Source organism: Paenarthrobacter ureafaciens (assembly GCF_004028095.1).
GTDB classification, from domain to species: Bacteria; Actinomycetota; Actinomycetes; order Actinomycetales; family Micrococcaceae; genus Arthrobacter; species Arthrobacter ureafaciens.
Genome location: NZ_SBHM01000007.1, coordinates 1,268,464 through 1,291,116, shown reverse-complemented (window position 1 = coordinate 1,291,116; position 22,653 = coordinate 1,268,464). Strand labels below are relative to the sequence as shown.

The window sequence follows — 22,653 nt, the reverse complement described above, 5'->3', positions numbered from 1 at the left end:
TAGACTCGGGAGCATGCCTACGAACGCCTCCGCAGCAGAGCACATCAAGGACCTTGGCGAGTACGTTTCGGCGTCGCCGTCGAGCTTCCATGCCGTCGATGAAGCGGCCCGCCGCTTAGATGCAGCCGGCTTTACGGGGCTGAATGAGCTGGAGCCGTGGTCCGGGGGCGCGGGCGGCTATTACGTCATCCGGGACGGCGCCCTGATTGCTTGGGTATCGCCGGAGAACGCAGGTCCCGCCACGGGGTTCAACATCCTTGGCGCTCACACCGATTCCCCGTCCTTCAAGCTCAAGCCGAAGCCCACAACGGGGAAGTTCGGTTGGCTGCAGGCGGGCGTGGAGGTCTACGGCGGCCCGCTGCTCAATTCCTGGCTGGACCGGGAACTGCAGCTTGCCGGCCGCCTGGTGATGCGTGACGGTACCCAGCACCTGACGGCCACTGGCCCCCTCCTGCGGTTCCCGCAGCTCGCCATCCATCTGGACCGGGCAGTCAACGAAGGCCTGACGTTGTCCAAACAGCAGCACATGAACCCGATTTTCGGGCTGGGAGATCCCGCAGGGGAGGATCTTTTGGGCCTGCTCGCCTCGCGCGTGCAGGACGCCTCGGTGGATGCTGCGGAGATCGGCGGGTACGACGTCGTCGTGGCAGACACGCAAGCGCCTGCGGTTTTCGGGGTCAATAGTGAGTTCTTCGCCTCCGGACGCCTGGACAACCTGTCGTCGACCCATGCGGGCTTGGTGGCGCTCATCGCCCACGCGGGGTCGGCGCGTGACGACGGACCCATCGCAGTCCTTGCCGCCTTCGACCATGAGGAAATCGGCTCAAACTCCCGGTCGGGCGCTTGCGGGCCGATCCTGGAGGACATCCTCACCCGGATCTCAGACGGTTTCGGGGCTTCGGTGAGCCAGCGGCGGCAGGCGTTGTCGGCGTCGTTCTGTGTTTCTGCCGATGCCGGCCACGCTGTCCACCCGAACTACGCCGAGCGCCATGACCCCGCCAACCGTCCGCTGCTCAACCGGGGCCCGTTGCTGAAGATCAATGCCAACCAGCGCTACGCAACAGATGCCACAGGCGCAGCTTTTTGGGCCCGGTTGTGCGCAGAGTCGGGTGTTCCGTACCAGGAGTTTGTTTCCAACAACGACATCCCCTGCGGTTCCACCATTGGTCCGTTGACGGCCACGCGCCTCGGCATCCGCACGGTTGATGTCGGAGTTCCGCTGCTTTCGATGCACTCCGCGCGTGAGCTGTGTGGCGTGGAGGATCCCTACTCCTTGGCCAGGGTGACGGAACTGTTCTTCGCCACTGCCATGTGACCCCCGCCACGGCCCAAAGCCTCAAGGGGTCGTTTCAGGACGGTTTCAAAAGTTCTCAATAAGAAACATTTGATGCTTTAAGCGATACATTTTGTGCATACTCCCGGTTTGGCTGACGTCAAAATGTTTGTCTGCACAGCATCAGCCCCGGTATGGGGTGGCTAGTGTGGGAAAGCCAAGTGGCCCACTGCACACCTCCGTGGGCCTTCCAAGTACTCAAAGGACGGCGACGTTCCATGCACGCTGACCAACAACTTTCCAAATCGCTTAAGCCCCGGCACCTGTCCATGATCGCCATTGCGGGCGTCATCGGCGCAGGCCTCTTCGTGGGCTCGGGCGCAGCTATCCAACAGGCGGGACCAGGAATCCTCGGGGCCTACCTCGCCGCGGGCCTGGTAGTCATCCTGGTGATGCGCATGCTGGGCGAAATGGCTGCAGCCAATCCGGAGACCGGCTCGTTCTCCACCTATGCCGACAAAGCGCTTGGCCGATGGGCCGGGTTCAGCATCGGTTGGCTCTACGCCTGGTTCTGGATCATCGTGCTGGGCATCGAAGCCACTGCCGGTGCCGCCATCATGCACCGCTGGGTGCCCGGCGTCGATCAGTGGATCTGGGCCCTGATACTCATGGTGCTCCTCACCCTCACCAACCTCGGTTCAGTGAAGTCCTACGGTGAGTTCGAGTTCTGGTTCGCGTCCATCAAAGTCGCGGCAATCGTCATCTTCCTGCTTGCAGGAATCGTCGCCATCCTCGGTTTCATGCCGGGCGTTCCTGCACCGGGAGTGACCAACCTCCTGGACCAGGGCGGCTTCATGCCCAGTGGGCCGGGCGCGGTCCTCGCCGGCATCCTCGTGGTCGTCTTCTCCTTCTTTGGCGCGGAGATCGCAACCATTGCTGCCGGGGAATCCGAGAATCCGGTGGACGCCGTCAAGAAGGCCGTGAAGTCGACCGTGTGGCGCATCCTGATCTTCTACATCGGCTCCATCGCCATCGTGGTCACCTTGCTCCCGTGGAACAGCGCCTCCGTTGCCAAGAGCCCGTACGTTGCAGTGATCGAGCTCTATGGCATCCCGGGAGCCGGCACCATCATGGACATCGTTGTCCTCACGTCGGTGCTTTCCTGCCTCAACTCGGGCCTCTACACCGCCAGCCGCATGCTGTTCTCGCTGTCCCGCCGCGGAGATGCACCGAAGTCCTGGACGCGTATTTCCAAGCGCGGTGTGCCTGCGGCGGCCGTGCTTGCGTCCACAGTGGTCGGATTTATCACTGTGGGACTGAACTACATTGCCCCGGATACGGTGTTCCTGTTCCTCGTCAACACCTCCGGCGCCATCGCACTGTTCGTGTGGTTGGTCATTGCAGCCTCCCAGTTGGTTCTCCGCCGCCGCATGGGGGCCGCCGCGAAGGACCTCCAGCTCAAGATGTGGTTCTTCCCCTACCTCACGTGGATTGCCATTGCGAGCATCGTGGCACTCATCATCGGCATGGTCATCCTGGAATCCACCCGCGAATCGCTGTTCCTGTCGCTGGCCTTGGCGGTAATCGTCGTAGGCATCGGCGTCTGGCGCTACCGCAAGGGCGGAGCTGCGCCCGCCCAAGCGACCAGTGGCGAAGAGGAGCCTGCAAGCGTCGGTGCCGGTCCGGCGTCGTAAGCGTCTGTTTTGCTGCGGGGCAGCTGCCGTCAATAACGACGGCGGCTGCCCCGTTCGCGTTAAAGCTTGGCAACTCACAGCCCAAAAAAAGTAGTTGACATTGGACTCCAGTTAGCATATTTTCATGTTTGTAAAATTACATAATTTTGCTACTACGAAACTGGGGGGTTTCACTATGCATCGACCTTTCATGCAGTTATCAACCGCGACCCGCGGCCTCATCCTCTGCCTCATCCCTCCTCTGATCTGGGGCGGCATGTTCCCGATCGCCAACGATCTTGCTACGACCGTCAACGCTTTTCACATGACTTTGATCAGGTATGTCATTGCTGCGGCCCTCCTCGTTTTAATGCTCTGGCGGGCCGAGGGTCTTCGCGCGCTCCGCGTCGATGGTCGCTTGGGCAGGTTGTTCCTGCTGGGCAGCGCCGGGTTCGCTGGATTTGGCCTGCTGGCATTTACGGCTTTGCGATATACGAGCTCGCCCAACGTCAGCCTCATTATGGCGATGATGCCCGCCATTGGGGCGGTTGTAGGTGCGATGGCTACGAGGAAACTGCCTGCCAGCTACACTGTCGCATCAATCCTGGTGGCGTTTGCCGGAGTCTCGCTTGTCATCACCGACGGCGACTATGGCCGACTGTTCAGTGGCCAACTCGGACTGGGTGAACTGCTCGCCCTCCTAGGAGCCGTCTGCTGGGTGACGTACACCCGGGGTGCCATCGGGTTCCAAGGGTGGTCCGCCCTGCGGTACACCACGGTTACCACGGTGCTCGGCTGCATCAGCATTATGGGTGGAGTCCTCATCGCTACAGGGGTTGGCTACGTCACTGCACCTGACCTTGAAGCTATTCTGGGCGGCTGGTTACACCTTGCCTACGTCATAATCTTCGCTGCAGTGGTTGCTGTCCTCTCATGGAACAAAGGCATCGGCTTGCTGGGACCGCTCAATGGAACCCTGTTCATGAACCTCGTCCCCGTGGTTACCTTCGCCATTGCGATGATCCGCGGATATCAACCGACTGTGACTGCTCTTGTCGGGGCTGGTCTGGTTATTGCGGCGCTGCTCACGAACAACTACTTCTCCAGGCGGTCTGCACGCGCCGTCCGGGCGCAGCAGGTGCCGGCCAGTGCTGAGGCGGCCAGCGAATCAGAGGGGGTCCGCGCACGCTAATCCGAGCATGCTAGGATCAATCTTCCATAATTATGAAAATAGCAGTGTATAAGCCTTTTCGTGGAAGAGAAGATCATGGCCACCCAGCTCCATCACCCGGACCTGAACGGTATCAGCGTCGTTAGCATGCTCCGAGCAGTAGCTGACCCTGTAAGGCTCCGCGTGGTCGAGCTCCTCAGGGATGGACCGGAACGGACCTGCTCCTGGCTCGCCGAAGAAGTCCAAATTCCGCTCCCCACCATGAGTCACCATCTCAAGACCCTGCGTGAGGCTGGTGTTACGTTGTCCCGCAAGGAAGGGACCACCCGGTGGACGGGCCTGCGTACTGAGGAGCTTGAAGCGCACTTCCCGGGATTTGTCGAACAACTGGCCCAGCTTGCCCGGGCAGAGCATAGGCGGGAAACGCAGCGGCGGGAGGGGTAGTCCTGAGCGTGCAACGGTGGCTGCCCCGCTGGCTTCAACGCGACGGCAGTGAGCTTTGACTCGGTGGTCCACGCCCGTAGCCAGGCGTGCGCAGGCAAGGTGCCGCCGTCGTTCTCCAATCACGCCGACGGCTGCGCCTGACGGTCGGTCTTGACTACTGTGAAGAGCACCGCTGAGTCCTCTTCCGCTTCGAGGCTGTGGCGGCCGTCCGGCACGATTAACAGGTCTCCCGTTTTCCCCTGCCACGAGTCTTCGCCTGCCTTGAGCCAGACATTTCCCTTCAGCACGAAGACGGTAGCCTCGCCGGGGTTCTGATGTTCGCTGAGCCGCGTGCCTGCGCGGAAAGCCATGACTGTTTGCCGGAGGGTCTTCTCATGCCCGCCGAATGCTGTGTCTGCAGCGCGTCCGCTGGGTGCGGCAACTGCGGCTTCGATTTGCTGGCGGGCGAGAGCCTCGATCGATATTTTCTGCATGAGGTCACCGTACCCACGTTTCCTTGTTCTGCCGAGGGGTGTTGCCGTAGGTCCCGAATCAACAGAATGGCCAATGACGTGTTAGTGTTTTTGACGCTGTTGAGGAGAAAAAGGAAACTGGTTCTCCGAATCACCCTGCGCGGGTGGCGGAATGGCAGACGCGCTAGCTTGAGGTGCTAGTCCTCGAAAGGGGGTGGGGGTTCAAGTCCCCCTCCGCGCACACAATGAGCCCTGGAAGGTCAATGATCTTCCAGGGCTCACATGTTTAAGCTCCCATGTTCCAGCCGGTAAGCCGCCGGCCGTCACGCGCCCGTGCGCGGCGCGAACATGATGACGCCGACGCCCACTATGCAGATGACGGCTCCAATGATGTCCCAGCGGTCCGGGCGGAATCCGTCAACCAGCATGCCCCAGGCAAGTGAGCCGGCTATGAAAACGCCCCCGTACGCCGCGAGAACCCTTCCGAAATGGGCGTCGGGCTGGAACGCCGCGAAGAAGCCATAGATTCCCAAGGCAACGACTCCCAGCCCGGCCCACCACCAGGCCTTGCCCTCCCGGACTGCCTGCCAAATGAGCCAGGCGCCTCCGATTTCGGCTGCCGCGGCCAGAACGAAGAGGACTGTGGACTTGAGGATGGTCATGGCTCAAGTATTCATTGGCCCGTTTTCCACATAGGCCTTCCCGGTGCTTTCGGCCACGACACACCGCCGAATAGCTTTGGATGCAGGAGATGCACTAAGATATTGAAGTCTGTGCTGCGCCCTCCTTCCGAATCTTTGGCGGGGGAGCGAGGCACAGCAATCGCAAATGAACCTCCTGTTACGGAGATACCGTAACCGCTTAGCCCAAAGGAGGTGGGTTCACATATGCGTCCTTACGAATTGATGGTAATCATCGACCCCGAGGTCGAAGAGCGTACCGTAGAGCCGTCGCTTCAGAAGTTCCTGAATGTCATCACCACCGATGGTGGAACCATCGAAAAGGTAGACATCTGGGGCCGTCGCCGCCTGGCATACGACATCAAGAAGAAGTCCGAAGGTATCTACGCAGTGGTGAACTTCACCGCTGAGCCTGCTACCGCCAAGGAACTTGATCGCCAGCTGTCTCTGAACGAGACGATCATGCGCACCAAGATCATCCGCCCCGAAGACCAGAAGGTTGTTGCTGAGTAATCAGCCCCTTCCGGATCTTTACCCCGCAGGAACGAACAAGGAGGCAGTAGATGGCAGGCGAAACCACTATTACGGTCATCGGTAATCTCACCAATGATCCGGAGCTGCGGTTCACCCCGTCTGGCTCAGCAGTAGCGAACTTCACCATCGCTTCTACTCCCCGGACCTTTGACCGCCAGTCGAATGAATGGAAGGACGGGGAAACCCTGTTCCTCCGCGCGTCCGTATGGCGGGAAGCAGCCGAGAACGTTGCCGAGTCCCTCACAAAGGGAACACGCGTCATTGTTTCCGGCCGTTTGAAGAGCCGTTCTTACGAAACCAAAGAAGGCGAGAAGCGCACCGTTATTGAGCTTGAGGTCGACGAGATCGGCCCGAGCTTGCGTTACGCGAATGCCAAAGTCAACCGCACCCAGCGCTCCGGCGGCGGGTTCGGCGCCGGCAACGGTGGCCAAGGTGGCTTCGGTGGCGGCAACGCAGGTGGCTTCGGAGGTGGCCCCGCTGGTGGAAACCAGGGCGGCAACTCCGGTGGAAACTGGGGCGGCAACCAGCCCGCACAGCAGGATGACCCTTGGGCTACGCCCGGTGTCAGCAACGCTGGTGGCTGGGGCAACGGCCCGGACTCCGAACCTCCCTTCTAAACAAAAAAACACCACCATCCCGTGGATCAATATCCACGGGCTCCATAGAAAAGGAGCTCCACGATGGCTAAGGCTGAACTCCGTAAGCCCAAACCAAAGTCCAACCCCTTGAAGGCCGCTGACATCACTGTCATCGACTACAAGGACGTAGCATTGCTGCGCAAGTTCATCTCCGACCGCGGAAAGATCCGCGCTCGTCGCGTCACTGGCGTTACCGTTCAGGAACAGCGCAAAATCGCCCAGGCAATCAAGAACGCCCGCGAAGTTGCTCTGCTGCCCTACTCCGGCGCTGGCCGCGGCTAAGGGAAGGGATTAACTAACATGGCAAAGCTCATTCTGACCCACGAAGTAACCGGTCTCGGTGCTGCTGGCGACGTTGTCGAGGTAAAGAACGGTTACGCACGTAACTACCTTCTGCCCCGCGGCTTCGCTCTGACCTGGACCCGTGGTGGCGAGAAGCAGGTTGAGAGCATCAAGGCAGCACGTGCTGCCCGTGCCCACGCAACTGTTGAAGCTGCACAGGCACAGGCTCAGGCATTGTCCTCCAAGAAGGTCAAGCTCGAGGTGAAGGCCGGTCAGTCCGGTCGTCTCTTCGGCACCGTCAAGCCTGCTGACGTCGCTGCTGCTGTTGAGGCTGCCGGCCTCGGCGCCATCGACAAGCGCAACGTTGAACTGCCGAACCACATCAAGTCTGTCGGTTCGTACCAGGCCAACGTTCGCCTGCACGAGGATGTTTCCGCTGTCATCGACCTTGAGGTCGTTGCCGGCAAGTAGTCTCTGACTAAACCTGAAGGACCCCGCTCCCGGATTCCGGGAACGGGGTCCTTTTGCATGCCCCGAGTTGGCATTTGATGACAATGTTGGAGCCCCGGATTGCCATTAAATGCCAACTCGCGGAGGGCTCGCGCGGGGTTAGGGCCTATGGATCTCCGTCATGGTGTGGTTGTAGCCGGTGCGGATCAGCTCGGCCAGCACATCCCTGTCCACGTCGTCCAGCTTGTTGACGTACAGGCAGGACGCGCCGGTTTTGTGCTTACCCAGTTCTGGAAGCAGACGGTCCGCCTCCGGCCCCATGGTCAGTCCGTAGAGGGCCAGGTTGGTCTTCCGGGATGAAAAACCGACGGCCGCGGAATCACCCTCACGGCCGCTCGCATACTTGTAGTGGTACTTGCCGAAGCCGACGATCGTGGGACCCCACATCACGGCTTCCTGGCCGGTGAGCTCCCGCATCATGTTCAGCAATTCAAAGCCGTCCGCACGCCGCGTCGGGTGCTCCACGGCACCGAGGAACTCCTCTACGGACGCGTCGGTGGGCTGCGTCTTGTTCTCTGCCATGCAGGTAGTCTTGCAGACACGCCACAGGCTCACCAGCACCAGTGATAGCCTGCACCGGTGAGTCCACTTTCCCCCCGAAACCGCCCATTCCACCAAGTAGACGTCTTCTCCGACCGTCCCTATTTCGGCAACCCGCTCGCCGTCGTCGTAGATGCCGAAGGGCTCAACAGCGAAACCATGCAGCGGTTCGCCAACTGGACCAATCTCTCCGAAACCACCTTCCTGATCCCGCCCACGCATCCGGACGCGGACTACAAGGTGCGCATCTTCACGGGCAGTGAGGAATTCCCGTTTGCAGGGCACCCCACTCTCGGTTCGGCGCACACGTGGCTGCAGGCAGGGGGAGTGCCCAAGTCTGTCGGCGTCGTGGTCCAGGAGTGCGGAGCAGGTTTGGTACGCGTCAAGCACGACGGCGGACGGCTGGCTTTCGCGGCCCCGCCACTGACCCGGTTCGGTCCGGTGGAGGACGCTGTGCGGAAGCAGTTGGCCGCGGGTCTTCGACTTTCGGAAGATGACATCCTGGATGCCTCGTGGCTGGTGAATGGGCCGGCGTGGATTGGCGTCCTGCTCGAATCCGCTGACCAGGTCCTTGGCCTGGAACCGGACATGCTTGCCTTGGGGGACTTGAAGGTGGGCGTCATCGGGCCGTATCCGGCAGGCTCCGACGTGGACTTTGAGGTTCGTACGTTTTTCCCGGGCGACGCCATGATCGAGGACCCGGTGACGGGTAGCTTCAACGCGGGGGCAGCTCAATGGCTGATAGGGAGCGGGCGTGCGCCGGAGGCATACGTGGCCGCCCAAGGCACGGTGTTGGGGAGGGCAGGGCGCATCCACATCAAGGCTGAAGGGGACCAGGTCTGGGTGGGCGGTGATTCGACTACCTGCATCCAGGGGACAGTACTGTTATAGGCCTGGGTAACTAAAGGAGAACACATGGGTTCCGCACGGACATTTGAGTCGATCGTCATCATCTTCAACCCCAACAGCACGGGGAATGCCCCGGAGCTTGCGGAAGAGCTGCACGGGAAGCTCATCAAGATGCTGCCGTACTCGCCGGAGATCGTCCTTGAACCAACCCAGCACGCGGGGCACGCGGTCGATCTGGCCCGCGATGCCGCCGGTAAGGGCGGCGACGTCCTGGTGGTCTCGGTCAGCGGCGACGGCGGCTACAACGAGGTTGTCAACGGTGTGATGCAGGCGGAGAACCCCAAGGCAGTGGCCGCAGTCATGGCTGCCGGCAACGCGAACGACCACCGGCGGACGGTTGGAACCAAGCCTTTGGAGGAGGCCATCGCGGAGGGCAACGTCCACAACATCGACCTGCTCCGGATCCACACCGGCCAGAAAGAGAATGAGCCGCTGGAATACGCTCACTCGTACATCGGGTTCGGCCTGACTCCGGTTGTGGCGACGGAGTTGGAAAAGGGAAGCAAGGGCGCCCTGACGGAGATGGTGTCCGTGATCAAGACGTTCTCTGAGTTCAAGCCGTTCGAAATCCGGTTGGACAACGGCAAGCGCCAGAAGGTGGACAGCCTCGTTTTTGCGAACATCCCCGAAATGGCAAAGTACGCCACCCTCAGCGAGGCGGAGGAGACGCCCCGTGACGGCAAGTTTGAGGTCATCTTCTTCCCCCACATGCCCAAATGGCGGGTGGTCTTGAACGCTTTGCGGGCCACCACCCAGGGCCTGGGCGATCAGCCGAGCGTCAGCAGCTACGAATTCACCACGCTGAAGCCCCTGCCGTACCAAATGGACGGGGAAGTAAAGAACGTGGAAGCCGGGATCAAGGTCCGCGTGGAGAGCGCACCGGCGGCGCTGCCCACCATCGGCTGAGTTCAGCCCGCGCTGCAGGCAGCGGTGACAAAGTCATGGATGCGTCCGCGCAGATCTGCAGGAGCCGGCACCTTCAGGGCACCCTGACGGTTGCCGATGGCCACATTCAATGGAACCAGTGTTCCCACCTTGTCTTCAGCGACGGCATGGGGGTCGCAGCGGGCAGGGCGTACGCGCAGGGACAGCACCCGGGCGTCCGCTGCGGCCGCAATGGCGACGTCGCGGGGCCACGGGTCCGACGGCTGCTCCGCCAGTAACGTGGTGCCACCGATCGACTCGATGACCAGGGTCTGGTTGGGCGTAGCGGTTCTGGTTGGGGTGATAATCAGGCGCACGACGGCGGTTCTTCCGTCCGGCGCTACGTCCAGTTCCGGGGCCAAGGCGATGGATGCCACCGCCGCGGCCTCCTTGGCGAGGCAGAGTTCGTCCGAGTTGCGCTGCAGGACGCCGAAGGGATCTTGGCCTTCGGCGTTGATTTGTTGTTGCTCATTATTGGTGCGGGCGTACTGGATAGTGGCTGCCGGGGGTTCGCCCGTATGGCTCCCGCAGCGTGGCTCCGTAAGGTTGACGGGGAGGCTTTTGGGTTGGTTCGGCGGGAGTTCCAGTGGACCGTTCTCCGGCCTCCATGTGATGTCCTGCTGAAACAAGCCTGAGCGGAGGTCCACGCCGCTGACCGTGACGGGCGACCCGGAGGTGTTGGTCAGTTGGATGAGGATGGCTTGCTTTCCGTACTGGTCGCGGGACTGGTTGATGTTCACCACGATCTCTGCGGCCGGCTCACTGGTGCCCGATTCCGGAGCGGTCACGGGCTGGCAGGAAGAGACCGCACCCGCGGTGCACAGCAAAAGAATGGGTGCCTTCCAGGAATGCCGCTGCCGGGCCATGCGATCAATCTAGGCCTGGCGTTGGGAACCTGTACGGGTTCCTCTGGCGATAGCTTCGTAAGCATGCTTAGCTTAATTCCCAATACTGGTGCGCCACCGGAAAGGAAGTCATGTCCACTGTTACCCGGCCCTTCAAGTCTTCAGCAGCCGACGTCTGGAAAGTGATCGCCGACGGCTGGCTTTACCCTGGCTGGGTGGTGGGTGCCTCACGGATCCGCGCTGTGGATGATCAGTGGCCCCAGGTCGGTGCGAAGCTTCATCACTCCGTAGGCGTATGGCCCTTCCTGATCGATGACAGCACCAGCGTGGCTGCGGTCCAGGCCGGACGCTCCCTTGAGCTCCTTGCCCGTGGATGGCCGATGGGTGAGGCCAAGGTGCTGATCACGGTGGAAGAGGCCGGTCCGGACGAATGCCGCGTCTCCATCTCCGAGGACGCAGTGCGAGGTCCCGGCAAGTTGGTTCCCAAAGTCCTGCGGGATCCTGTGATCGACGTTAGGAACAACGAGACCCTGCGGCGACTGGAACTGATGGCAGTCGGCGGGGCTGGGCGGCAGAGGTAGTCTTTTCTGCAAGATCCTTCGCCCAGGGCCTCTTCCGTCCTAGCATGGTCCGCAGGTGCGCACACGGACGGTGCACAGGCGGGGGATGGGTTCATGGGGTCATCGGAAGCGGCAGAAGCCAGGGTGGCGGCAGCGGCCAGTGCAGGGCCCCCCAAGACGGAGAATGAGCCGGGCAGGCGCAGGCGTCCGCGGAGAATCCGAAGGCTGGAGCTCGCCGTCGTGCTGGTCCTGGCTGTACTCCTGGCCCTTTCTGCCACCCCGTGGCCATCGGCGATGGTGATCCGTGGGGTGGGACTCTGCGGGTGCACAGCTGGCCAGCCAAATAGCCACCCTGACAGTCAATCCTGCCTACGCCAACCTGCTTGGCGTAGAGCCGGCGTTGCGCAAGGAGGATCTGGCTGCCACCATTCTTCACTGCGGTGTTTACGATCTGGACGCCATGAGCAAGCTCAACGGTCTGGTGGAGTGGGGTCTCAAGACGTCTTTGTGGTCCTATACGGGCACCAAGGACTGGTCCGCCACCTATGCCGGGGCAACCATGTCTACCATCGGGTTCGTCACCGGTGACTTGCCCCCTACGTTCATCAGCGGCGGCAACGGAGACGGGTTGACCTGGTTGCAGTCCGTTCCCTACAGCAATCGCTTGAAAGCAGCCGGAGTTCCCGTGACAGAGCTTTTCTGGCCAGCCGACCACACTCCGGCACTTCCTCATGAGTACCAGTTCCAGTTGAATTTCTCCGAAGCCAAGGATGCCAAGGACAGGACCCTGGACTTTCTGGCCGCTCACGTGCGCCCGGGCCGGTAGAAGCGTCCGGGAATACTTCCGGAGCCCGCCCGGTTCAACCACATAGATGCATATGCATGTAAGCTGAGTTGAATCGAGCAACAGGAGAACGCCATGGAAACCCGCCGCATAACCGTCCTTTCAGCAGGGCTTGGCGTGCCGTCGTCGAGCCGTCTGCTGGCCGACCAATTGGCTGCCTCCACGGAACGGCAGCTGCAGGCAGCCGGGTACCAGGCGAAGATCGACATCGTTGAACTAAGGGACTTGGCGGTGGACATCGCCAACAACTTCGTCACCGGATACGCAGCTCCCCGCCTCGCGGAGGTGATCGCCGGCGTCGAAGGCTCCGACGGCATTATCGCCGTCAGCCCCGTTTTCAGCGCCTCCTACAGCGGCCTCTTCAAGTCCTTCATCGACGTTCTGGATCCCAAGTCGCTGGACGGCAAGGCGGTCCTCATTGGCGCCACGGGCGGCACCGACCGCCACCAGATGGTTCTGGACCACGCCATGCGGCCGCTCTTCAGCTACCTGCGGACCAGGATGGCGGCGACTGCCATCTTCGCCGGGCCCCAGGACTGGGGTAATGACGACGGCGGCTCACCGCTTTCCGCGCGCGTGGACCGGGCGGCCGGTGAGCTCGTGCAACTGCTGAGCGGCCCCCAGCCCGGGCGGAAGTCGCCCGCCTTGGAGTCGTTGCCGTTCGAGCAATTGCTGGCAGGAATCTCTGCTGCGCAGTAGGCCGAACTAATCGCCGTGCCGGGTCGTTGGGCAAGGCATGAAATGTCCTGTGGATTCTGTAGACCTGGTGATGAGCGAACGCAGCGGGGTTGAGATTGATTACTGCCCGCAATGCAGGGGTGTGTGGCTGGACCGCGGTGAGCTGGACAAAATCATCGATCGGGTGGCCGCCGACCCCCCACCCGCTCCGGCGCCGCACGTTCCAAGCCAACCTCCCATAGCCCCGCCACCGCTCTACAACCCTTTCGAATCTAGGCCCGGGCAGCCGCGGTACGACGACCGGGGTGGGCGCCGGGATTATGAGCGGAGGGACGCTGATCGGCGGGACTACGACCGTCGCGATGACTATGGCCGCAAGCGGAAGAAGAAGGAAGGCTGGCTCGGAGACCTGTTCGACTTCTAGTCGTCCAGCAGCTCGATGAATTCGCGCGCCTGCTTGATGGTGATGTCCGAGTGGCGGGTCAGGGCCAGCGCTGCGCCCTCCACGTCCCCGCTTTTGGCGAGGGTCCTGATCCGCCCGTAGATCTCGTCATTGAGCATATTGCTGCTCACCTCGCGGGTCACATCGCCCTTGCTGACGATTGCACGGTACCGGTAAGGGAACCGCTCGGGCTCGTCGTCATCGTCCGCCAGCAGGTCCTTGGCGGGAGCTTCCGGCCGGTAGGGCTGTGGATGGGCGGCGAGGGCTCCGACGGCGTCGCGAGAGGCCCGCAGACCTTCTCCGGTGGCCTGCAAGTAGAGCTTGATGGCCGCCATCCCTTGGCCCTGCGCTATGAGGGAGTACAGGCGACGGTGCTGTTCCTCATTTAGTTTGGCTGCCGACTCCTTGGCGAGGGTGACTGCATCCTTGGGCACGTTCAAGGCCGCGGCGTCGGCACGGGTCTCGGCAGATCGCTTGGTGTAGGAGCGAATGAGCAGCAGCACGCCCGCAATGACCGCAATGAGGATCACGAGCGGGATGAGAAGCGAATCCATGGCGTTTATCAGAGCCGATCTATGTAGTTCTTGGCGGTCATGAGATCTGAGTGTGTTGCCTGCCGCAGTACCTTGATGGCTTGGATCTTTTGGCCGCTGCGGACAAGGTTTTGGAGCTCAAATGCCAACTGTGGGTTGAGCTGGCCGTTGGGAAGTATTGCGGGTTGCTGACCCCGGGCAGGGGAATTCGGGGACTGCTGGCCAGGGGCCGGGCGCGAAGTGTGGGAACGGTTCTGGCTGGGCTGCGCGGAAGCTTCTATGCGTGCCCGCTGGGCCAGTGCCGCCTGGATTTGCGAGGCTTGGTGCGCGGCGGAGCGTGACGCCAGTTCACGTTGGTAGCGCTCCGCCTCGGACACTCCGGTATCACGGGGCCGAAGCGCCGTGGACACGGCCCATAACAGGCCAATAAGGATCACCAAAGGGAGGGCTGTCAGGAGCAGGTCGCCAAGGTTGTTCCCCATGCTTAGAGCTTATGCCAGATTGAGGTTATCCACAGCACATTCCATGAGCGGCATAAGCTTCCGAGAGGGAAGTGTCAAATGCGGCATGAACTTGTTGAATGCATCACATTCCGGGCATGTTTGTGCCTCGTCGAGGCGTGATGGGCTTCCCTCCTTGTGAATGTATCTGTGGATGGTTATCCACTAAAAAATCTTTTGCTCCACAAGCTGTGAGGGACGTTTTCCCATTTCAAAAGCGGTTTTGAGCGAAAAGAATTTTTGTATCCACAGGTTCACGCACAGTCTGTGCACAACCAATGAGGCTTATTCCACAGGTTATCCACAGATGTGCAAGACGGCCGGCTTTGTGCTTCCCAAGAGCGCGGATACCGTGGCTCAGGTACCTGTTTCAGGATGGAAATAACCCTCCCGAATACCCTCAGCCGACGGCGCGCAAATCAGCTTGGGGATACTTCTGTGGATAAGTTGTGGGTAACGGGGACGGCCCTAAGAATGTCGGTCCCGGACGATATAACAGGAGCACTCGGCTGGTCCGGATGCCAGGGTTATCCATTCCAGGTCCACCCGCGCTTTACGCACCGCCGAGGGACGGAATCTCTGCAGCGGTACACATATGGAGGACGGCTTTGTCAGTAACGCACTTGGACTCACTCGAGGGCACCCGGGCTTCGGATTCGAGCCGCAAACCTCCGCAGGACATCGCGGCTGAACAATCAGTCCTCGGTGGCATGATGCTCTCCAAGGACGCCATTGCCGACGTCGTGGAGATCGTTCGCGGGCACGATTTTTACCGCCCGGCGCACGAGACCATCTACGAATCCATCATTGACCTGTACGGACGCGGAGAACCCGCTGACGCAGTGACCGTCTCGGACGAACTGACCAAACGCGGCGAGATCAACAGGATCGGCGGGCCGGCCTATCTCCATGAACTGATCCAGACTGTCCCCACCGCCGCAAACGCCGGCTACTACGCGGAAATCGTCGCAGAACGTGCTGTCCTGCGCCGCTTGGTCAATGCCGGAACCAAGATCGTGCAAATGGGCTACGGGCAGGACGGAGAGGTCGAAGACCTCGTCAACCAGGCCCAGGCCGAGGTCTACGCTGTTGCTGAAAAGCGTACGGCTGAAGACTACGTGGCGTTGAAAGACGTCTTGGAGTCCACGGTGGACGAGATCGAGGCGTCCGGGCACCGTGGAGAGGGCATGGTGGGTGTTCCCACCGGCTTCTATGAACTGGACGAACTCACCCACGGCCTCCACCCGGGTCAGATGATCGTGATTGCAGCACGCCCCGCCGTTGGTAAGTCCACGTTTGCGCTGGACTTCGCCCGTTCGGCAGCCATCAAGAACAACATGGCCACTGTGATGTTCTCCTTGGAAATGGGCCGGAACGAGATCGCCATGCGCTTGCTCTCCGCGGAGGCCACCATCAGCCTCCAGGATCTCCGCAAGGGGACCATCAAGGACGAGCAATGGTCCAAGATCGCCACCACCATGGGCCGGATGAATGATGCGCCCCTGTTCATCGACGACAGCCCCAATATGTCCCTCATGGAAATCCGGGCCAAGTGCCGCCGCCTCAAGCAGCAACATGACCTGAAGCTCGTGGTGCTCGACTACCTGCAGCTGATGAGCTCGGGCAAGAAGGTCGAGTCCCGCCAGCAGGAAGTGTCCGAGTTCTCGCGTGCGCTGAAGCTGCTCGCCAAGGAACTCCAGGTCCCCGTGATCGCCCTCTCGCAGCTGAACCGTGGTTCAGAACAGCGTCAGGACAAGCGGCCCATGGTTTCCGACCTCCGTGAATCCGGCTCTATCGAGCAGGACGCGGACATGGTCATCCTCCTCCACCGTGAGGATGTCTACGACAAGGAGTCCCCCCGCGCAGGTGAAGCGGACATCCTGATCGCCAAACACCGTAACGGCCCTACCAAGGACATCGTCGTGGCATTCCAGGGCCACTACTCCCGGTTCGCCAACATGGCCGGCGATTCCGGCGGAGGCGGCGGTTTCTAGCACCCGCTAGGCAGCGTCCTCAAGCTGCTTCCGCAGCAGGCAGAACTCGTTGCCTTCGGGGTCTTGCAGCACATGCCATTGTTCCTCGCCCGTTTGCCCGACGTCGGCTGGCCGGGCTCCGAGGGCAAGCAGGCGCTCCAGCTCAGCAGCTTGGTCCCGGTCCACGGGATTTACATCGATATGGAGCGGCAGGCGGCCCGTCCGCGGGTTGCTGCTGGGGGCTCAGGATGATGGTGGGCTGCAGGCCGCCGAAGCCGGCATCGGATGGCCCGATCTCAATCGAGCCCTCATCCCTGTCGAGTTCGACGTATCCGAGAACGTCACACCAGAACTTGGCGAGCAGTTCGGGATCTTTGCAGTTCAGGACCAGTTCGCTGATTCGGCAAGACATGGACGCCAGTGTAGTTGGGCTTCAGCCCAGTAAGAGATAGAACACGATTGCCAATCCGGGGATGAGGGCCTGTCCTATCGCACTCGTCCACAAGCGTTTCTCCGTCACCCAGAGCCAAAAGCTCAGGAACACGTGGCTTGCGCAGCAAAAAAGGACGATTGACGTTCCACCAGCCGCGTTGCCTGTGTTCACTATCAACAAACCCACGGCCAATCCAAATGCGAAGGCAAAGTTGTAGGCACCTACGTTCATGGCCCACATCCTGACGGCCCTCACGTCGTCCGGTTGGATCAGTAAGATCAGGTGGAAGCGTTGATTGCCGTGGAAGAAAATCTCAAGAATGCCGACGCTGCCCAGCGTCAAGAGTGCAGGGCCGCAGATCCTCCGAGACAGCTAGCAGCCTTCGAAGTCGCTGAGGACTTTCACCTTCTCTGCGGAAGCGGACGTGGGATCGAAGGCGTAGCCAACCCACTCCTTGGCCAGCCGCCGGGCGAGTTCCACGCCCACCACGCGCTGTCCCATGGTGAGGACCTGGCAGTCGTTGGAGAGGATGGAGCGCTCCACGGAAAACGAATCGTGCGCCGCGGTGGCACGGATGCCGGGCACCTTGTTGGCGGCGATGGCCACGCCGATGCCGGTACCGCAGAAGAGGATGGCCCGATCAGCCTTGCCGTCACGGATCATCTCACCGGCGGCGATGCCCACGTACGGGTACGGCCTGGTGAAGTCCGCATCGGCACGGTTCACTCCGATGTCAATCACTTCGGTGATCCGGTGGTCTGCCTCCAGATCCGCGAGGATCCGGTCCTTGTAGTCAACGCCGGCTTCGTCGGCGCCCACGATGATGCGCATGGTTACTCTCCTAGTTGGTGGCTGCAGCTACGGGAACTGCCGTGAAGTGGGGTCCGACGGCGGTGAACACCATGGCGAGCGACGTCGCCCCGGGGTCGGGGGTGCCGATGCTCTTCTCGGCGAGGGGACGGGCGCGGCCTTTGAGCGGGCGAAGATCAGCGGTGGCGGCTGCTGCCGACGTTGCTGTTGCAGCCGCGGCAGCCCACGCCTCCTCTGCGGGGGATCCTGCAGTCACGGCGTGAGTGAAGGATGAAGCAAACGGCAGCAGGGAGTCCACCATGGTCTTGTCGCCAATTTCGGCTTTGCCCAGGCCGGTGATGCGCTCGGCGAAAGCGCGCACAGCGTCTGCGAGGAGGTCCGCCGTCGGGCTTTCCGCGTCGCCCAGCCGCTCGCCAAAGGCGCGCAGCCCGGCACCCCAGAGGACACCCGACGTTCCGCCGGCTTTGTCAGCCCACGCGTCGCCGCCGGCGATCAGCACGGAGCCCGCCCCGGCGCCGGCCGAGTAAGCGGCGGCAGCAGCCTCGAGGGCGGCGGCGGATCCACGGACCATGCCGCGGCCGTGATCACCGTCACCGGCGATCGCGTCCATGTCTCCGAGCATCGCCTCCGATTCGCGGAGCAGCTCCGCGGTGGTTTCCAGCGCGGCAAGGCACTTGCCGGCGTAGGCCCGCGATTCCTCTGTGGAGGAGTAGTTGGCGGAGTCCGAGGCAACGACTTCTTCCACAGCGTCGCCTGCCGCGGTGACATCGAACCCAACCGAACCCCGGCGATAGGCGGGAGTCAGGGCAGGAGCCGTCCAGTACTCCTCCAGTTCCTCGTCCAGCCACGTCAGCGTCAAGGAAACACCCGCCATGTCCAGGCTGGTCACCAGTTCTCCGACCTCGGGCATGACCAGGGTGTATCCCGCTTCGCGGAGGAGCGGGGCAACCGTGCGCCACAGGACAAACAGTTCCTCGTTCTTGGTGGAGCCAAGCCCGTTGAGGATGACGGCAACACGTCCGGGCACGGCTGCGGGCGCTTCCGCCAGGACGCGTCGCACCAGTTCGTGGCCAAGTTCGACGGCGGTAGGCAGTTCAGTATCGAACAGTCCCGGTTCGCCGTGGATGCCCAGGCCCAGGCCCATGTGACCCTCGGGAAGGCGGAAGAGGGGTTGCTCCGCTCCCGGGAAGGTGCAGCCGCTGAACGCCGTTCCGATGGTGCGGGTGCGGTCATTGGCCTTGCGTCCCAAGCGCACCACCGAATCCAGGTCCAGCCCGGCTTCGGCGGCTGCACCCATGACCTTGAAGACCACGAAGTCCCCGGCAATGCCACGGCGCTTTTCGACCTCGGACAGTGGGGCGCTGGCGATGTCGTCCGTGACCAGTACGTTTTCCGCCCGGATTCCCTCGGCATTCAACCGTTCGCTGGCCATGCCGAAGTTGAGGACGTCGCCGGCATAGTTGCCATAGGTGAAGACGACGCCGGCACCCGAGTTCGCGGCCTTTGCCACGGAGTAGGCCTGTTGGGTGGACGGTGAGGTGAAGATGTTTCCCACCACGGCCCCGTCAGCAAAGCCCGGGCCGATGATGCCGGCGAACGCGGGGTAATGCCCCGAACCGCCGCCCGTAATAACTGCCACCTTGGGAGCGGAGGGCCGGTTGCGGCGAACGGCGCCACCGTCTACCTGGCGTACGAGGTCCGAGTGGGCGTCGCAGAAGCCGGCGAGGGCTTCATCGGCGAAGTCGGCGGGATCGTTGAAGATTCTGGTCATGGTGGGTCCTGTTGTTCCTCGGAAATGCGGGCGACTAGTGAATGTGGCTGCCGCCGTTGATGTCGATGGTGGTGCCGGTGAGGTACGCGGAATCCTCGGAGGACAGGAACGTGATGACGGCGGCAACTTCCTCGGTGGTGGCGTTGCGGCCCAGCGGGATGCCGGCGTTGATGGCGTCTTCCTGCTCCTGGGTGCTGCCTACGCGGATGTTCGTGTCCACCGCGCCGGGGGTGATGGCGTTAACGGTCACGCCGGTTTCGCCGATTTCACGGGCCAGGGCTTTGGTGAAGCCGAGGATGGCTGCCTTGGCTGCGGAGTAGGGAACCTTGCCGAACACGCCGCCACCACGCTGGGCGGAAACGGATGACATGTTCACGATGCGACCCCAGCCGTTGGCGATCATGTCCGGGAGGAATGCCTTGGTCACCAGGTAGGTGCCAGTGGCGTTGACGTCCATGACCTTATGCCACAGCTCAAGGGTGGTTTCGAGGAACGGAACGGGCGAGGTGATGCCGGCGATGTTCGCCAAAGCGCCGACCACCGGGAGGTTTCCGGCCGACACTTCAGCCGCGACGGCAGCCTGGGCCCTGGCAACGGAGGCTTCGTCGGCCACGTTGATTTCGTAACCGAACGCGGGGACGTTGAATTCGTTGCCGATCTCGGCAGCGACTTTCGCCGACTTCTCGCCGTCGAGGTCGAGGATGACGACTCCCCAGCCCTGGGCGGCGTAGCGGCGGGCTGTGGTGAGGCCGATTCCACGCTCGGATGTGGCTCCGGTGAGGACTGCGGTGCGCTGGATGGTGGTCATGATGCTCCTTGAATGGTGTGCAGGGGGTACTGGATGAGGTCTGTGATGAAGCTGCCGGCCTTGGCTGCGGCAGAGGGCCGCTCGTCATGGGTGACGTCGCGGGTTTCGAGTTCCAGGGAGAAGTGGCCCGTGTAGCCGATGTCCCGCAGGGCGGAGAAACCGGCTGCGAAGTCCGCCTGGCCGTTGCCGATGCTGAGGTTGATGTTCCCGGGCCCGGTTTCGGTGGCGGGCACCGCATCGCGCAGGTGCACGTGGGTGATGCGGTCGCCAAACCGTTCGACGAAGTCCACCGGGTTGCCCCCGGAGGCCACGATGTGGCTGAAGTCCATGACGATTCCAACGTTTGAACCGGTGAGCTGGTCGGCAAGGAGCTGGGCCCGCTCTGTGTTCCAACACAGCCGGAAGTAGTGCAGGGATTCGGTCCACAGCTCCACGCCGAACTCTTTGGCCCGTTCGGACGCGTGGATGAGTTGGGCGGCAACCGTTTCGATATCTCCCTCGAGGCTGCCCACGGGTTCGTGGTCGATCGCACCGCACGGCAGGACCAGTGCTTTCGCCCCGGTTTTGGCGGCGAGGCTGAGCAGCATCTCAAGGTGACGTTCGCGCTCCAGCCGGGCGTCGGCGTCGAGCGTTGCATTCAGGTCCCCGACGTCGCCGTTGACGCTGCGGACACGCAGTCCGGACTCACGCACGACGGCGGCAACCGCCTCCACTGCCTCGGCGTCCAGCACGTAGGGCACGTGGTCGCAGACGCCGGGGAGTGCTCCGAGGTCGATCTCTTCGAAGCCGAGACCGCTGATGGTGTGCAGGGCTGTTGCCAGGTCCTGGTGCCGGAAGCTGATGGAAGAACAGCCCAGTCTTTGATGGAACATCGTCGTTGATCCTCAGGTTGCGGCTCTCGACGGAGAGAGCCTTTAGTGATGCGGACCACGTTATCGGAGTTAACTGTTAACAGTCAACCCTCAAAGTTGACTGTTGACATTGCTGGTGGTCTCGGTCACAGTTGAGGTATTATGTTGACTGTCGACAGTGGTGTTGCGGAATGCAGCCCACTCTTCGAAAGGGAATAAGCAATGAGCAATGATGCTCTGACCATGCGTGGTCCGGTTCATGGAACCAAGGAAGCCAAGCGAGTCGCCGTCGGTTCGGGCGTCGGCGCAGTCATCGAAACCTACGACTTCATCGGGTTCGGCACCGCTGCCGCACTGTACTTTGGTACGGCATTCTTCCCCGGCGCCGATCCGGTGACCGGTACGTTGGCGTCCTTCGCGACACTCGGTGTTGGCTTCGCTGCCCGTCCTTTGGGCGGCATCATTGGCGGCCACCTCGGCGACAAGCTTGGCCGTAAGCCCGTCCTCGTTGCCTCCCTCATCCTGATGGGCCTGGCGACCTTCGCTATTGGCCTCCTCCCGACCTATCAGCAGGTCGGCCTGCTGGCTCCCGCACTGCTCGTGATCGTGCGCATCATCCAGGGCCTGGCATTCGGCGCCGAATGGGGCGGTGCCATCCTGATGAGCTACGAGCACGCACCGTGGAAAAAGAAGGGCCAGTTCACCGGCATCGTGCAGGCAGGCTTCCCCGTAGGACTGCTGCTGGCAAACCTCGTCTTCCTCTTCAGCGTCGGCCTCGGCAGCGAATGGGCCTGGCGTGTACCGTTCCTCGCCAGCATCCTGCTGGTCGCCGTAGGACTCATCATCCGTTCCAAGGTGCCCGAGTCCCCGGTCTTCGAAGACGTCAAGACCAAGGGCGACATTGTTAAGTCCCCGATCGTCGAGGTCATCAAGACCGACTGGCGCAACATCGTCCGCGGCATCGGCCTCCGCATCGCCGAAACCGCCGGCTACGCCGTCTCCGTGACGTACATGATCTCCTACCTCCACAGCACCAAGCTGGCCGACAAGACCCAGACCCTGGTGGCCCTCTGCATCGCAGCCGCCATCGGCATCTTCGCCACCTACGCCTGGGGCAAGCTGACCGACAAGGTCGGCCGCCGTCCCGTGTACATCTGGTCAACGGCCTTCGCCGTGGCCTTCGGCATCCCGATGTTCCTCCTGGTCAACACCGGCATGTTCATCTTTATCATCGCCACCATCGTGATCGCCTACGCCGTATGCCAGAACTCGCTCGCCGGCGCCCAGGGTGCCTGGTTCCCCGAGCTGTTCCAAGCCAAGACCCGCTCATCCGGCGCATCCCTCGCCTACCAGATCTCCGCCATGGTCTCCGGGTTCACCCCGTTCATCACCACCCTGCTGTTCGTCAGCTTCGGCTGGATGGGCCCCGCAGCCCTCTTCAGCATCTACGGAGCCATCGGTCTCTGGGCCGCCCTGGTCACCAAGGAAACCTGGGGCAAGCGTGAGCGCCGGCTCGCCGAAGAAGCCGCCAGCAAAAATCCCCAGACGGTAACCGCCTAAGCAACCACTCGACGT

The 22,653-nt window shown here is 62.0% G+C and carries 27 protein-coding genes, 1 tRNA gene and 1 pseudogene; 17 read left to right on the top strand and 12 right to left on the bottom strand.

What is annotated here, in order from left to right; translation table 11 throughout:
- Nucleotides 1–13: 13 nt before the first annotated feature.
- The 4 genes from AUR_RS10330 (at nt 14) to AUR_RS10315 (ending at nt 4,561) form a co-directional block, all read left to right on the top strand.
- Entirely contained in the window at nt 14–1,315 is a 1,302-nt protein-coding gene (locus AUR_RS10330) for a M18 family aminopeptidase (protein WP_062098880.1), read from the top strand.
- A gap of 236 nt (nt 1,316–1,551) precedes the next feature.
- Nucleotides 1,552–2,967 carry an amino acid permease gene (locus AUR_RS10325; protein WP_128397140.1) on the top strand — a complete coding sequence of 472 codons (1,416 nt, stop codon included), beginning with the start codon at nt 1,552–1,554 and terminating at the stop codon, nt 2,965–2,967.
- Nucleotides 2,968–3,157: 190 nt separating this feature from the next.
- Entirely contained in the window at nt 3,158–4,138 is a 981-nt protein-coding gene (locus AUR_RS10320; RefSeq protein WP_062098876.1) for a DMT family transporter, read from the top strand.
- A 75-nt stretch (nt 4,139–4,213) separates the two neighbouring features.
- Complete coding sequence (locus AUR_RS10315; protein ID WP_069696656.1) at nt 4,214–4,561, top strand: ArsR/SmtB family transcription factor; 348 nt, start codon at nt 4,214–4,216, stop codon at nt 4,559–4,561.
- Between the two features lie 119 nt (nt 4,562–4,680).
- On the opposite strand, the gene AUR_RS10310 is transcribed toward AUR_RS10315, so the two are convergent.
- Nucleotides 4,681–5,034, bottom strand: coding sequence for a cupin domain-containing protein (locus AUR_RS10310; protein ID WP_021473326.1), 354 nt, complete (start codon nt 5,032–5,034; stop codon nt 4,681–4,683).
- A gap of 137 nt (nt 5,035–5,171) precedes the next feature.
- On the opposite strand from AUR_RS10310, the gene AUR_RS10305 reads away from it, so the two are divergent.
- Nucleotides 5,172–5,254 (top strand) — tRNA-Leu (locus AUR_RS10305).
- Nucleotides 5,255–5,336: 82 nt separating this feature from the next.
- On the opposite strand, the gene AUR_RS10300 is transcribed toward AUR_RS10305, so the two are convergent.
- Nucleotides 5,337–5,675 carry a YnfA family protein gene (locus AUR_RS10300; RefSeq protein WP_021473325.1) on the bottom strand — a complete coding sequence of 113 codons (339 nt, stop codon included), beginning with the start codon at nt 5,673–5,675 and terminating at the stop codon, nt 5,337–5,339.
- A gap of 225 nt (nt 5,676–5,900) precedes the next feature.
- Here AUR_RS10300 and rpsF point away from each other — a divergent pair, with 225 nt between their 5' ends.
- The 4 genes from rpsF (at nt 5,901) to rplI (ending at nt 7,618) form a co-directional block, all read left to right on the top strand.
- Entirely contained in the window at nt 5,901–6,206 is a 306-nt protein-coding gene (gene rpsF / locus AUR_RS10295) for a 30S ribosomal protein S6 (protein WP_021473324.1), read from the top strand.
- Nucleotides 6,207–6,256: 50 nt separating this feature from the next.
- Nucleotides 6,257–6,844, top strand: coding sequence for a single-stranded DNA-binding protein (locus tag AUR_RS10290; protein WP_021473323.1), 588 nt, complete (start codon nt 6,257–6,259; stop codon nt 6,842–6,844).
- 63 nt (nt 6,845–6,907) lie between these two features.
- Nucleotides 6,908–7,147 (top strand): 30S ribosomal protein S18, encoded by a 240-nt coding sequence (rpsR, locus tag AUR_RS10285; RefSeq protein WP_003800144.1) that lies wholly within the window; start codon nt 6,908–6,910, stop codon nt 7,145–7,147.
- An 18-nt stretch (nt 7,148–7,165) separates the two neighbouring features.
- Nucleotides 7,166–7,618 (top strand): 50S ribosomal protein L9, encoded by a 453-nt coding sequence (rplI, locus tag AUR_RS10280; RefSeq protein ID WP_062098874.1) that lies wholly within the window; start codon nt 7,166–7,168, stop codon nt 7,616–7,618.
- 138 nt (nt 7,619–7,756) lie between these two features.
- Here rplI and AUR_RS10275 read toward each other — a convergent pair whose 3' ends face one another.
- Nucleotides 7,757–8,179 carry a DUF1801 domain-containing protein gene (locus AUR_RS10275; RefSeq protein ID WP_062098873.1) on the bottom strand — a complete coding sequence of 141 codons (423 nt, stop codon included), beginning with the start codon at nt 8,177–8,179 and terminating at the stop codon, nt 7,757–7,759.
- A 57-nt stretch (nt 8,180–8,236) separates the two neighbouring features.
- On the opposite strand from AUR_RS10275, the gene AUR_RS10270 reads away from it, so the two are divergent.
- Entirely contained in the window at nt 8,237–9,088 is an 852-nt protein-coding gene (locus tag AUR_RS10270) for a PhzF family phenazine biosynthesis protein (RefSeq protein ID WP_128397139.1), read from the top strand.
- Nucleotides 9,089–9,112: 24 nt separating this feature from the next.
- Nucleotides 9,113–10,012 carry a diacylglycerol/lipid kinase family protein gene (locus tag AUR_RS10265; RefSeq protein WP_062098869.1) on the top strand — a complete coding sequence of 300 codons (900 nt, stop codon included), beginning with the start codon at nt 9,113–9,115 and terminating at the stop codon, nt 10,010–10,012.
- A gap of 2 nt (nt 10,013–10,014) precedes the next feature.
- Here AUR_RS10265 and AUR_RS10260 read toward each other — a convergent pair whose 3' ends face one another.
- Entirely contained in the window at nt 10,015–10,896 is an 882-nt protein-coding gene (locus AUR_RS10260; RefSeq protein WP_241650906.1) for a hypothetical protein, read from the bottom strand.
- Nucleotides 10,897–11,006: 110 nt separating this feature from the next.
- On the opposite strand from AUR_RS10260, the gene AUR_RS10255 reads away from it, so the two are divergent.
- The 4 genes from AUR_RS10255 (at nt 11,007) to AUR_RS10240 (ending at nt 13,381) form a co-directional block, all read left to right on the top strand.
- Nucleotides 11,007–11,456: an SRPBCC family protein gene (locus AUR_RS10255; protein ID WP_021473317.1), complete on the top strand. Its 450-nt coding sequence runs from the start codon at nt 11,007–11,009 to the stop codon at nt 11,454–11,456.
- A 283-nt stretch (nt 11,457–11,739) separates the two neighbouring features.
- A complete protein-coding gene (locus AUR_RS10250; protein WP_241650905.1) occupies nt 11,740–12,261 on the top strand; it encodes an alpha/beta hydrolase in 522 nt (173 codons plus the stop codon).
- Between the two features lie 93 nt (nt 12,262–12,354).
- Nucleotides 12,355–12,978 carry an FMN reductase gene (locus AUR_RS10245; protein WP_062098867.1) on the top strand — a complete coding sequence of 208 codons (624 nt, stop codon included), beginning with the start codon at nt 12,355–12,357 and terminating at the stop codon, nt 12,976–12,978.
- 49 nt (nt 12,979–13,027) lie between these two features.
- A complete protein-coding gene (locus tag AUR_RS10240; RefSeq protein WP_373325249.1) occupies nt 13,028–13,381 on the top strand; it encodes a TFIIB-type zinc ribbon-containing protein in 354 nt (117 codons plus the stop codon).
- Here AUR_RS10240 and AUR_RS10235 read toward each other — a convergent pair.
- Both AUR_RS10235 and AUR_RS10230 read right to left on the bottom strand, forming a co-directional pair.
- Nucleotides 13,378–13,953: a hypothetical protein gene (locus AUR_RS10235; protein ID WP_021473313.1), complete on the bottom strand. Its 576-nt coding sequence runs from the start codon at nt 13,951–13,953 to the stop codon at nt 13,378–13,380. The two genes, AUR_RS10240 and AUR_RS10235, sit on opposite strands and share 4 nt — an antisense overlap.
- An 8-nt stretch (nt 13,954–13,961) precedes the next feature.
- Entirely contained in the window at nt 13,962–14,414 is a 453-nt protein-coding gene (locus AUR_RS10230; protein ID WP_062098863.1) for a hypothetical protein, read from the bottom strand.
- Nucleotides 14,415–15,040: 626 nt separating this feature from the next.
- Between AUR_RS10230 and dnaB the strand changes: the two genes are divergently transcribed.
- A complete protein-coding gene (dnaB, locus tag AUR_RS10225; protein WP_031216797.1) occupies nt 15,041–16,426 on the top strand; it encodes a replicative DNA helicase in 1,386 nt (461 codons plus the stop codon).
- 6 nt (nt 16,427–16,432) lie between these two features.
- Here the strand turns inward: dnaB and AUR_RS10220 are convergent.
- The 6 genes and pseudogenes from AUR_RS10220 to AUR_RS10195 all read right to left on the bottom strand — a co-directional run bounded on the left by AUR_RS10220 (nt 16,433) and on the right by AUR_RS10195 (nt 21,099).
- Nucleotides 16,433–16,817: pseudogene (locus tag AUR_RS10220) on the bottom strand (VOC family protein).
- Between the two features lie 21 nt (nt 16,818–16,838).
- Nucleotides 16,839–17,180, bottom strand: a complete 342-nt coding sequence (locus AUR_RS10215; RefSeq protein ID WP_241650904.1) for a DUF1304 family protein — start codon at nt 17,178–17,180, stop codon at nt 16,839–16,841.
- 30 nt (nt 17,181–17,210) lie between these two features.
- Nucleotides 17,211–17,669 (bottom strand): ribose-5-phosphate isomerase, encoded by a 459-nt coding sequence (locus AUR_RS10210; RefSeq protein WP_062098859.1) that lies wholly within the window; start codon nt 17,667–17,669, stop codon nt 17,211–17,213.
- A 10-nt stretch (nt 17,670–17,679) separates the two neighbouring features.
- The gene (locus AUR_RS10205; protein ID WP_062098856.1) at nt 17,680–19,419 is read right to left on the bottom strand and encodes a dihydroxyacetone kinase family protein; all 1,740 of its coding nucleotides are present in this window, start codon (nt 19,417–19,419) and stop codon (nt 17,680–17,682) included.
- A 34-nt stretch (nt 19,420–19,453) separates the two neighbouring features.
- The gene (locus AUR_RS10200; RefSeq protein WP_062098854.1) at nt 19,454–20,227 is read right to left on the bottom strand and encodes an SDR family NAD(P)-dependent oxidoreductase; all 774 of its coding nucleotides are present in this window, start codon (nt 20,225–20,227) and stop codon (nt 19,454–19,456) included.
- Nucleotides 20,224–21,099, bottom strand: a complete 876-nt coding sequence (locus AUR_RS10195; protein WP_062098852.1) for a sugar phosphate isomerase/epimerase family protein — start codon at nt 21,097–21,099, stop codon at nt 20,224–20,226. The genes AUR_RS10200 and AUR_RS10195 overlap by 4 nt, the downstream gene beginning before the upstream one ends.
- A 201-nt stretch (nt 21,100–21,300) precedes the next feature.
- On the opposite strand from AUR_RS10195, the gene AUR_RS10190 reads away from it, so the two are divergent.
- A complete protein-coding gene (locus AUR_RS10190; RefSeq protein ID WP_062098850.1) occupies nt 21,301–22,638 on the top strand; it encodes an MFS transporter in 1,338 nt (445 codons plus the stop codon).
- Nucleotides 22,639–22,653: the final 15 nt, after the last annotated feature.

What these genes read in the sequence shown, in the direction of transcription:
- AUR_RS10330 (WP_062098880.1), top strand. Translation starts at nt 14, where the DNA reads ATGCCTACGAACGCCTCCGCAGCAGAGCACATCAAGGACCTTGGCGAG.
- AUR_RS10325 (WP_128397140.1), top strand. Translation starts at nt 1,552, where the DNA reads ATGCACGCTGACCAACAACTTTCCAAATCGCTTAAGCCCCGGCACCTG.
- AUR_RS10320 (WP_062098876.1), top strand. Translation starts at nt 3,158, where the DNA reads ATGCAGTTATCAACCGCGACCCGCGGCCTCATCCTCTGCCTCATCCCT.
- AUR_RS10315 (WP_069696656.1), top strand. Translation starts at nt 4,214, where the DNA reads ATGGCCACCCAGCTCCATCACCCGGACCTGAACGGTATCAGCGTCGTT.
- AUR_RS10310 (WP_021473326.1), bottom strand. Translation starts at nt 5,034, where the DNA reads ATGCAGAAAATATCGATCGAGGCTCTCGCCCGCCAGCAAATCGAAGCC.
- AUR_RS10300 (WP_021473325.1), bottom strand. Translation starts at nt 5,675, where the DNA reads ATGACCATCCTCAAGTCCACAGTCCTCTTCGTTCTGGCCGCGGCAGCC.
- rpsF (WP_021473324.1), top strand. Translation starts at nt 5,901, where the DNA reads ATGCGTCCTTACGAATTGATGGTAATCATCGACCCCGAGGTCGAAGAG.
- AUR_RS10290 (WP_021473323.1), top strand. Translation starts at nt 6,257, where the DNA reads ATGGCAGGCGAAACCACTATTACGGTCATCGGTAATCTCACCAATGAT.
- rpsR (WP_003800144.1), top strand. Translation starts at nt 6,908, where the DNA reads ATGGCTAAGGCTGAACTCCGTAAGCCCAAACCAAAGTCCAACCCCTTG.
- rplI (WP_062098874.1), top strand. Translation starts at nt 7,166, where the DNA reads ATGGCAAAGCTCATTCTGACCCACGAAGTAACCGGTCTCGGTGCTGCT.
- AUR_RS10275 (WP_062098873.1), bottom strand. Translation starts at nt 8,179, where the DNA reads ATGGCAGAGAACAAGACGCAGCCCACCGACGCGTCCGTAGAGGAGTTC.
- AUR_RS10265 (WP_062098869.1), top strand. Translation starts at nt 9,113, where the DNA reads ATGGGTTCCGCACGGACATTTGAGTCGATCGTCATCATCTTCAACCCC.
- AUR_RS10260 (WP_241650906.1), bottom strand. Translation starts at nt 10,896, where the DNA reads ATGGCCCGGCAGCGGCATTCCTGGAAGGCACCCATTCTTTTGCTGTGC.
- AUR_RS10255 (WP_021473317.1), top strand. Translation starts at nt 11,007, where the DNA reads ATGTCCACTGTTACCCGGCCCTTCAAGTCTTCAGCAGCCGACGTCTGG.
- AUR_RS10245 (WP_062098867.1), top strand. Translation starts at nt 12,355, where the DNA reads ATGGAAACCCGCCGCATAACCGTCCTTTCAGCAGGGCTTGGCGTGCCG.
- AUR_RS10235 (WP_021473313.1), bottom strand. Translation starts at nt 13,953, where the DNA reads ATGGATTCGCTTCTCATCCCGCTCGTGATCCTCATTGCGGTCATTGCG.
- AUR_RS10230 (WP_062098863.1), bottom strand. Translation starts at nt 14,414, where the DNA reads ATGGGGAACAACCTTGGCGACCTGCTCCTGACAGCCCTCCCTTTGGTG.
- AUR_RS10210 (WP_062098859.1), bottom strand. Translation starts at nt 17,669, where the DNA reads ATGCGCATCATCGTGGGCGCCGACGAAGCCGGCGTTGACTACAAGGAC.
- AUR_RS10205 (WP_062098856.1), bottom strand. Translation starts at nt 19,419, where the DNA reads ATGACCAGAATCTTCAACGATCCCGCCGACTTCGCCGATGAAGCCCTC.
- AUR_RS10200 (WP_062098854.1), bottom strand. Translation starts at nt 20,227, where the DNA reads ATGACCACCATCCAGCGCACCGCAGTCCTCACCGGAGCCACATCCGAG.
- AUR_RS10195 (WP_062098852.1), bottom strand. Translation starts at nt 21,099, where the DNA reads ATGTTCCATCAAAGACTGGGCTGTTCTTCCATCAGCTTCCGGCACCAG.
- AUR_RS10190 (WP_062098850.1), top strand. Translation starts at nt 21,301, where the DNA reads ATGAGCAATGATGCTCTGACCATGCGTGGTCCGGTTCATGGAACCAAG.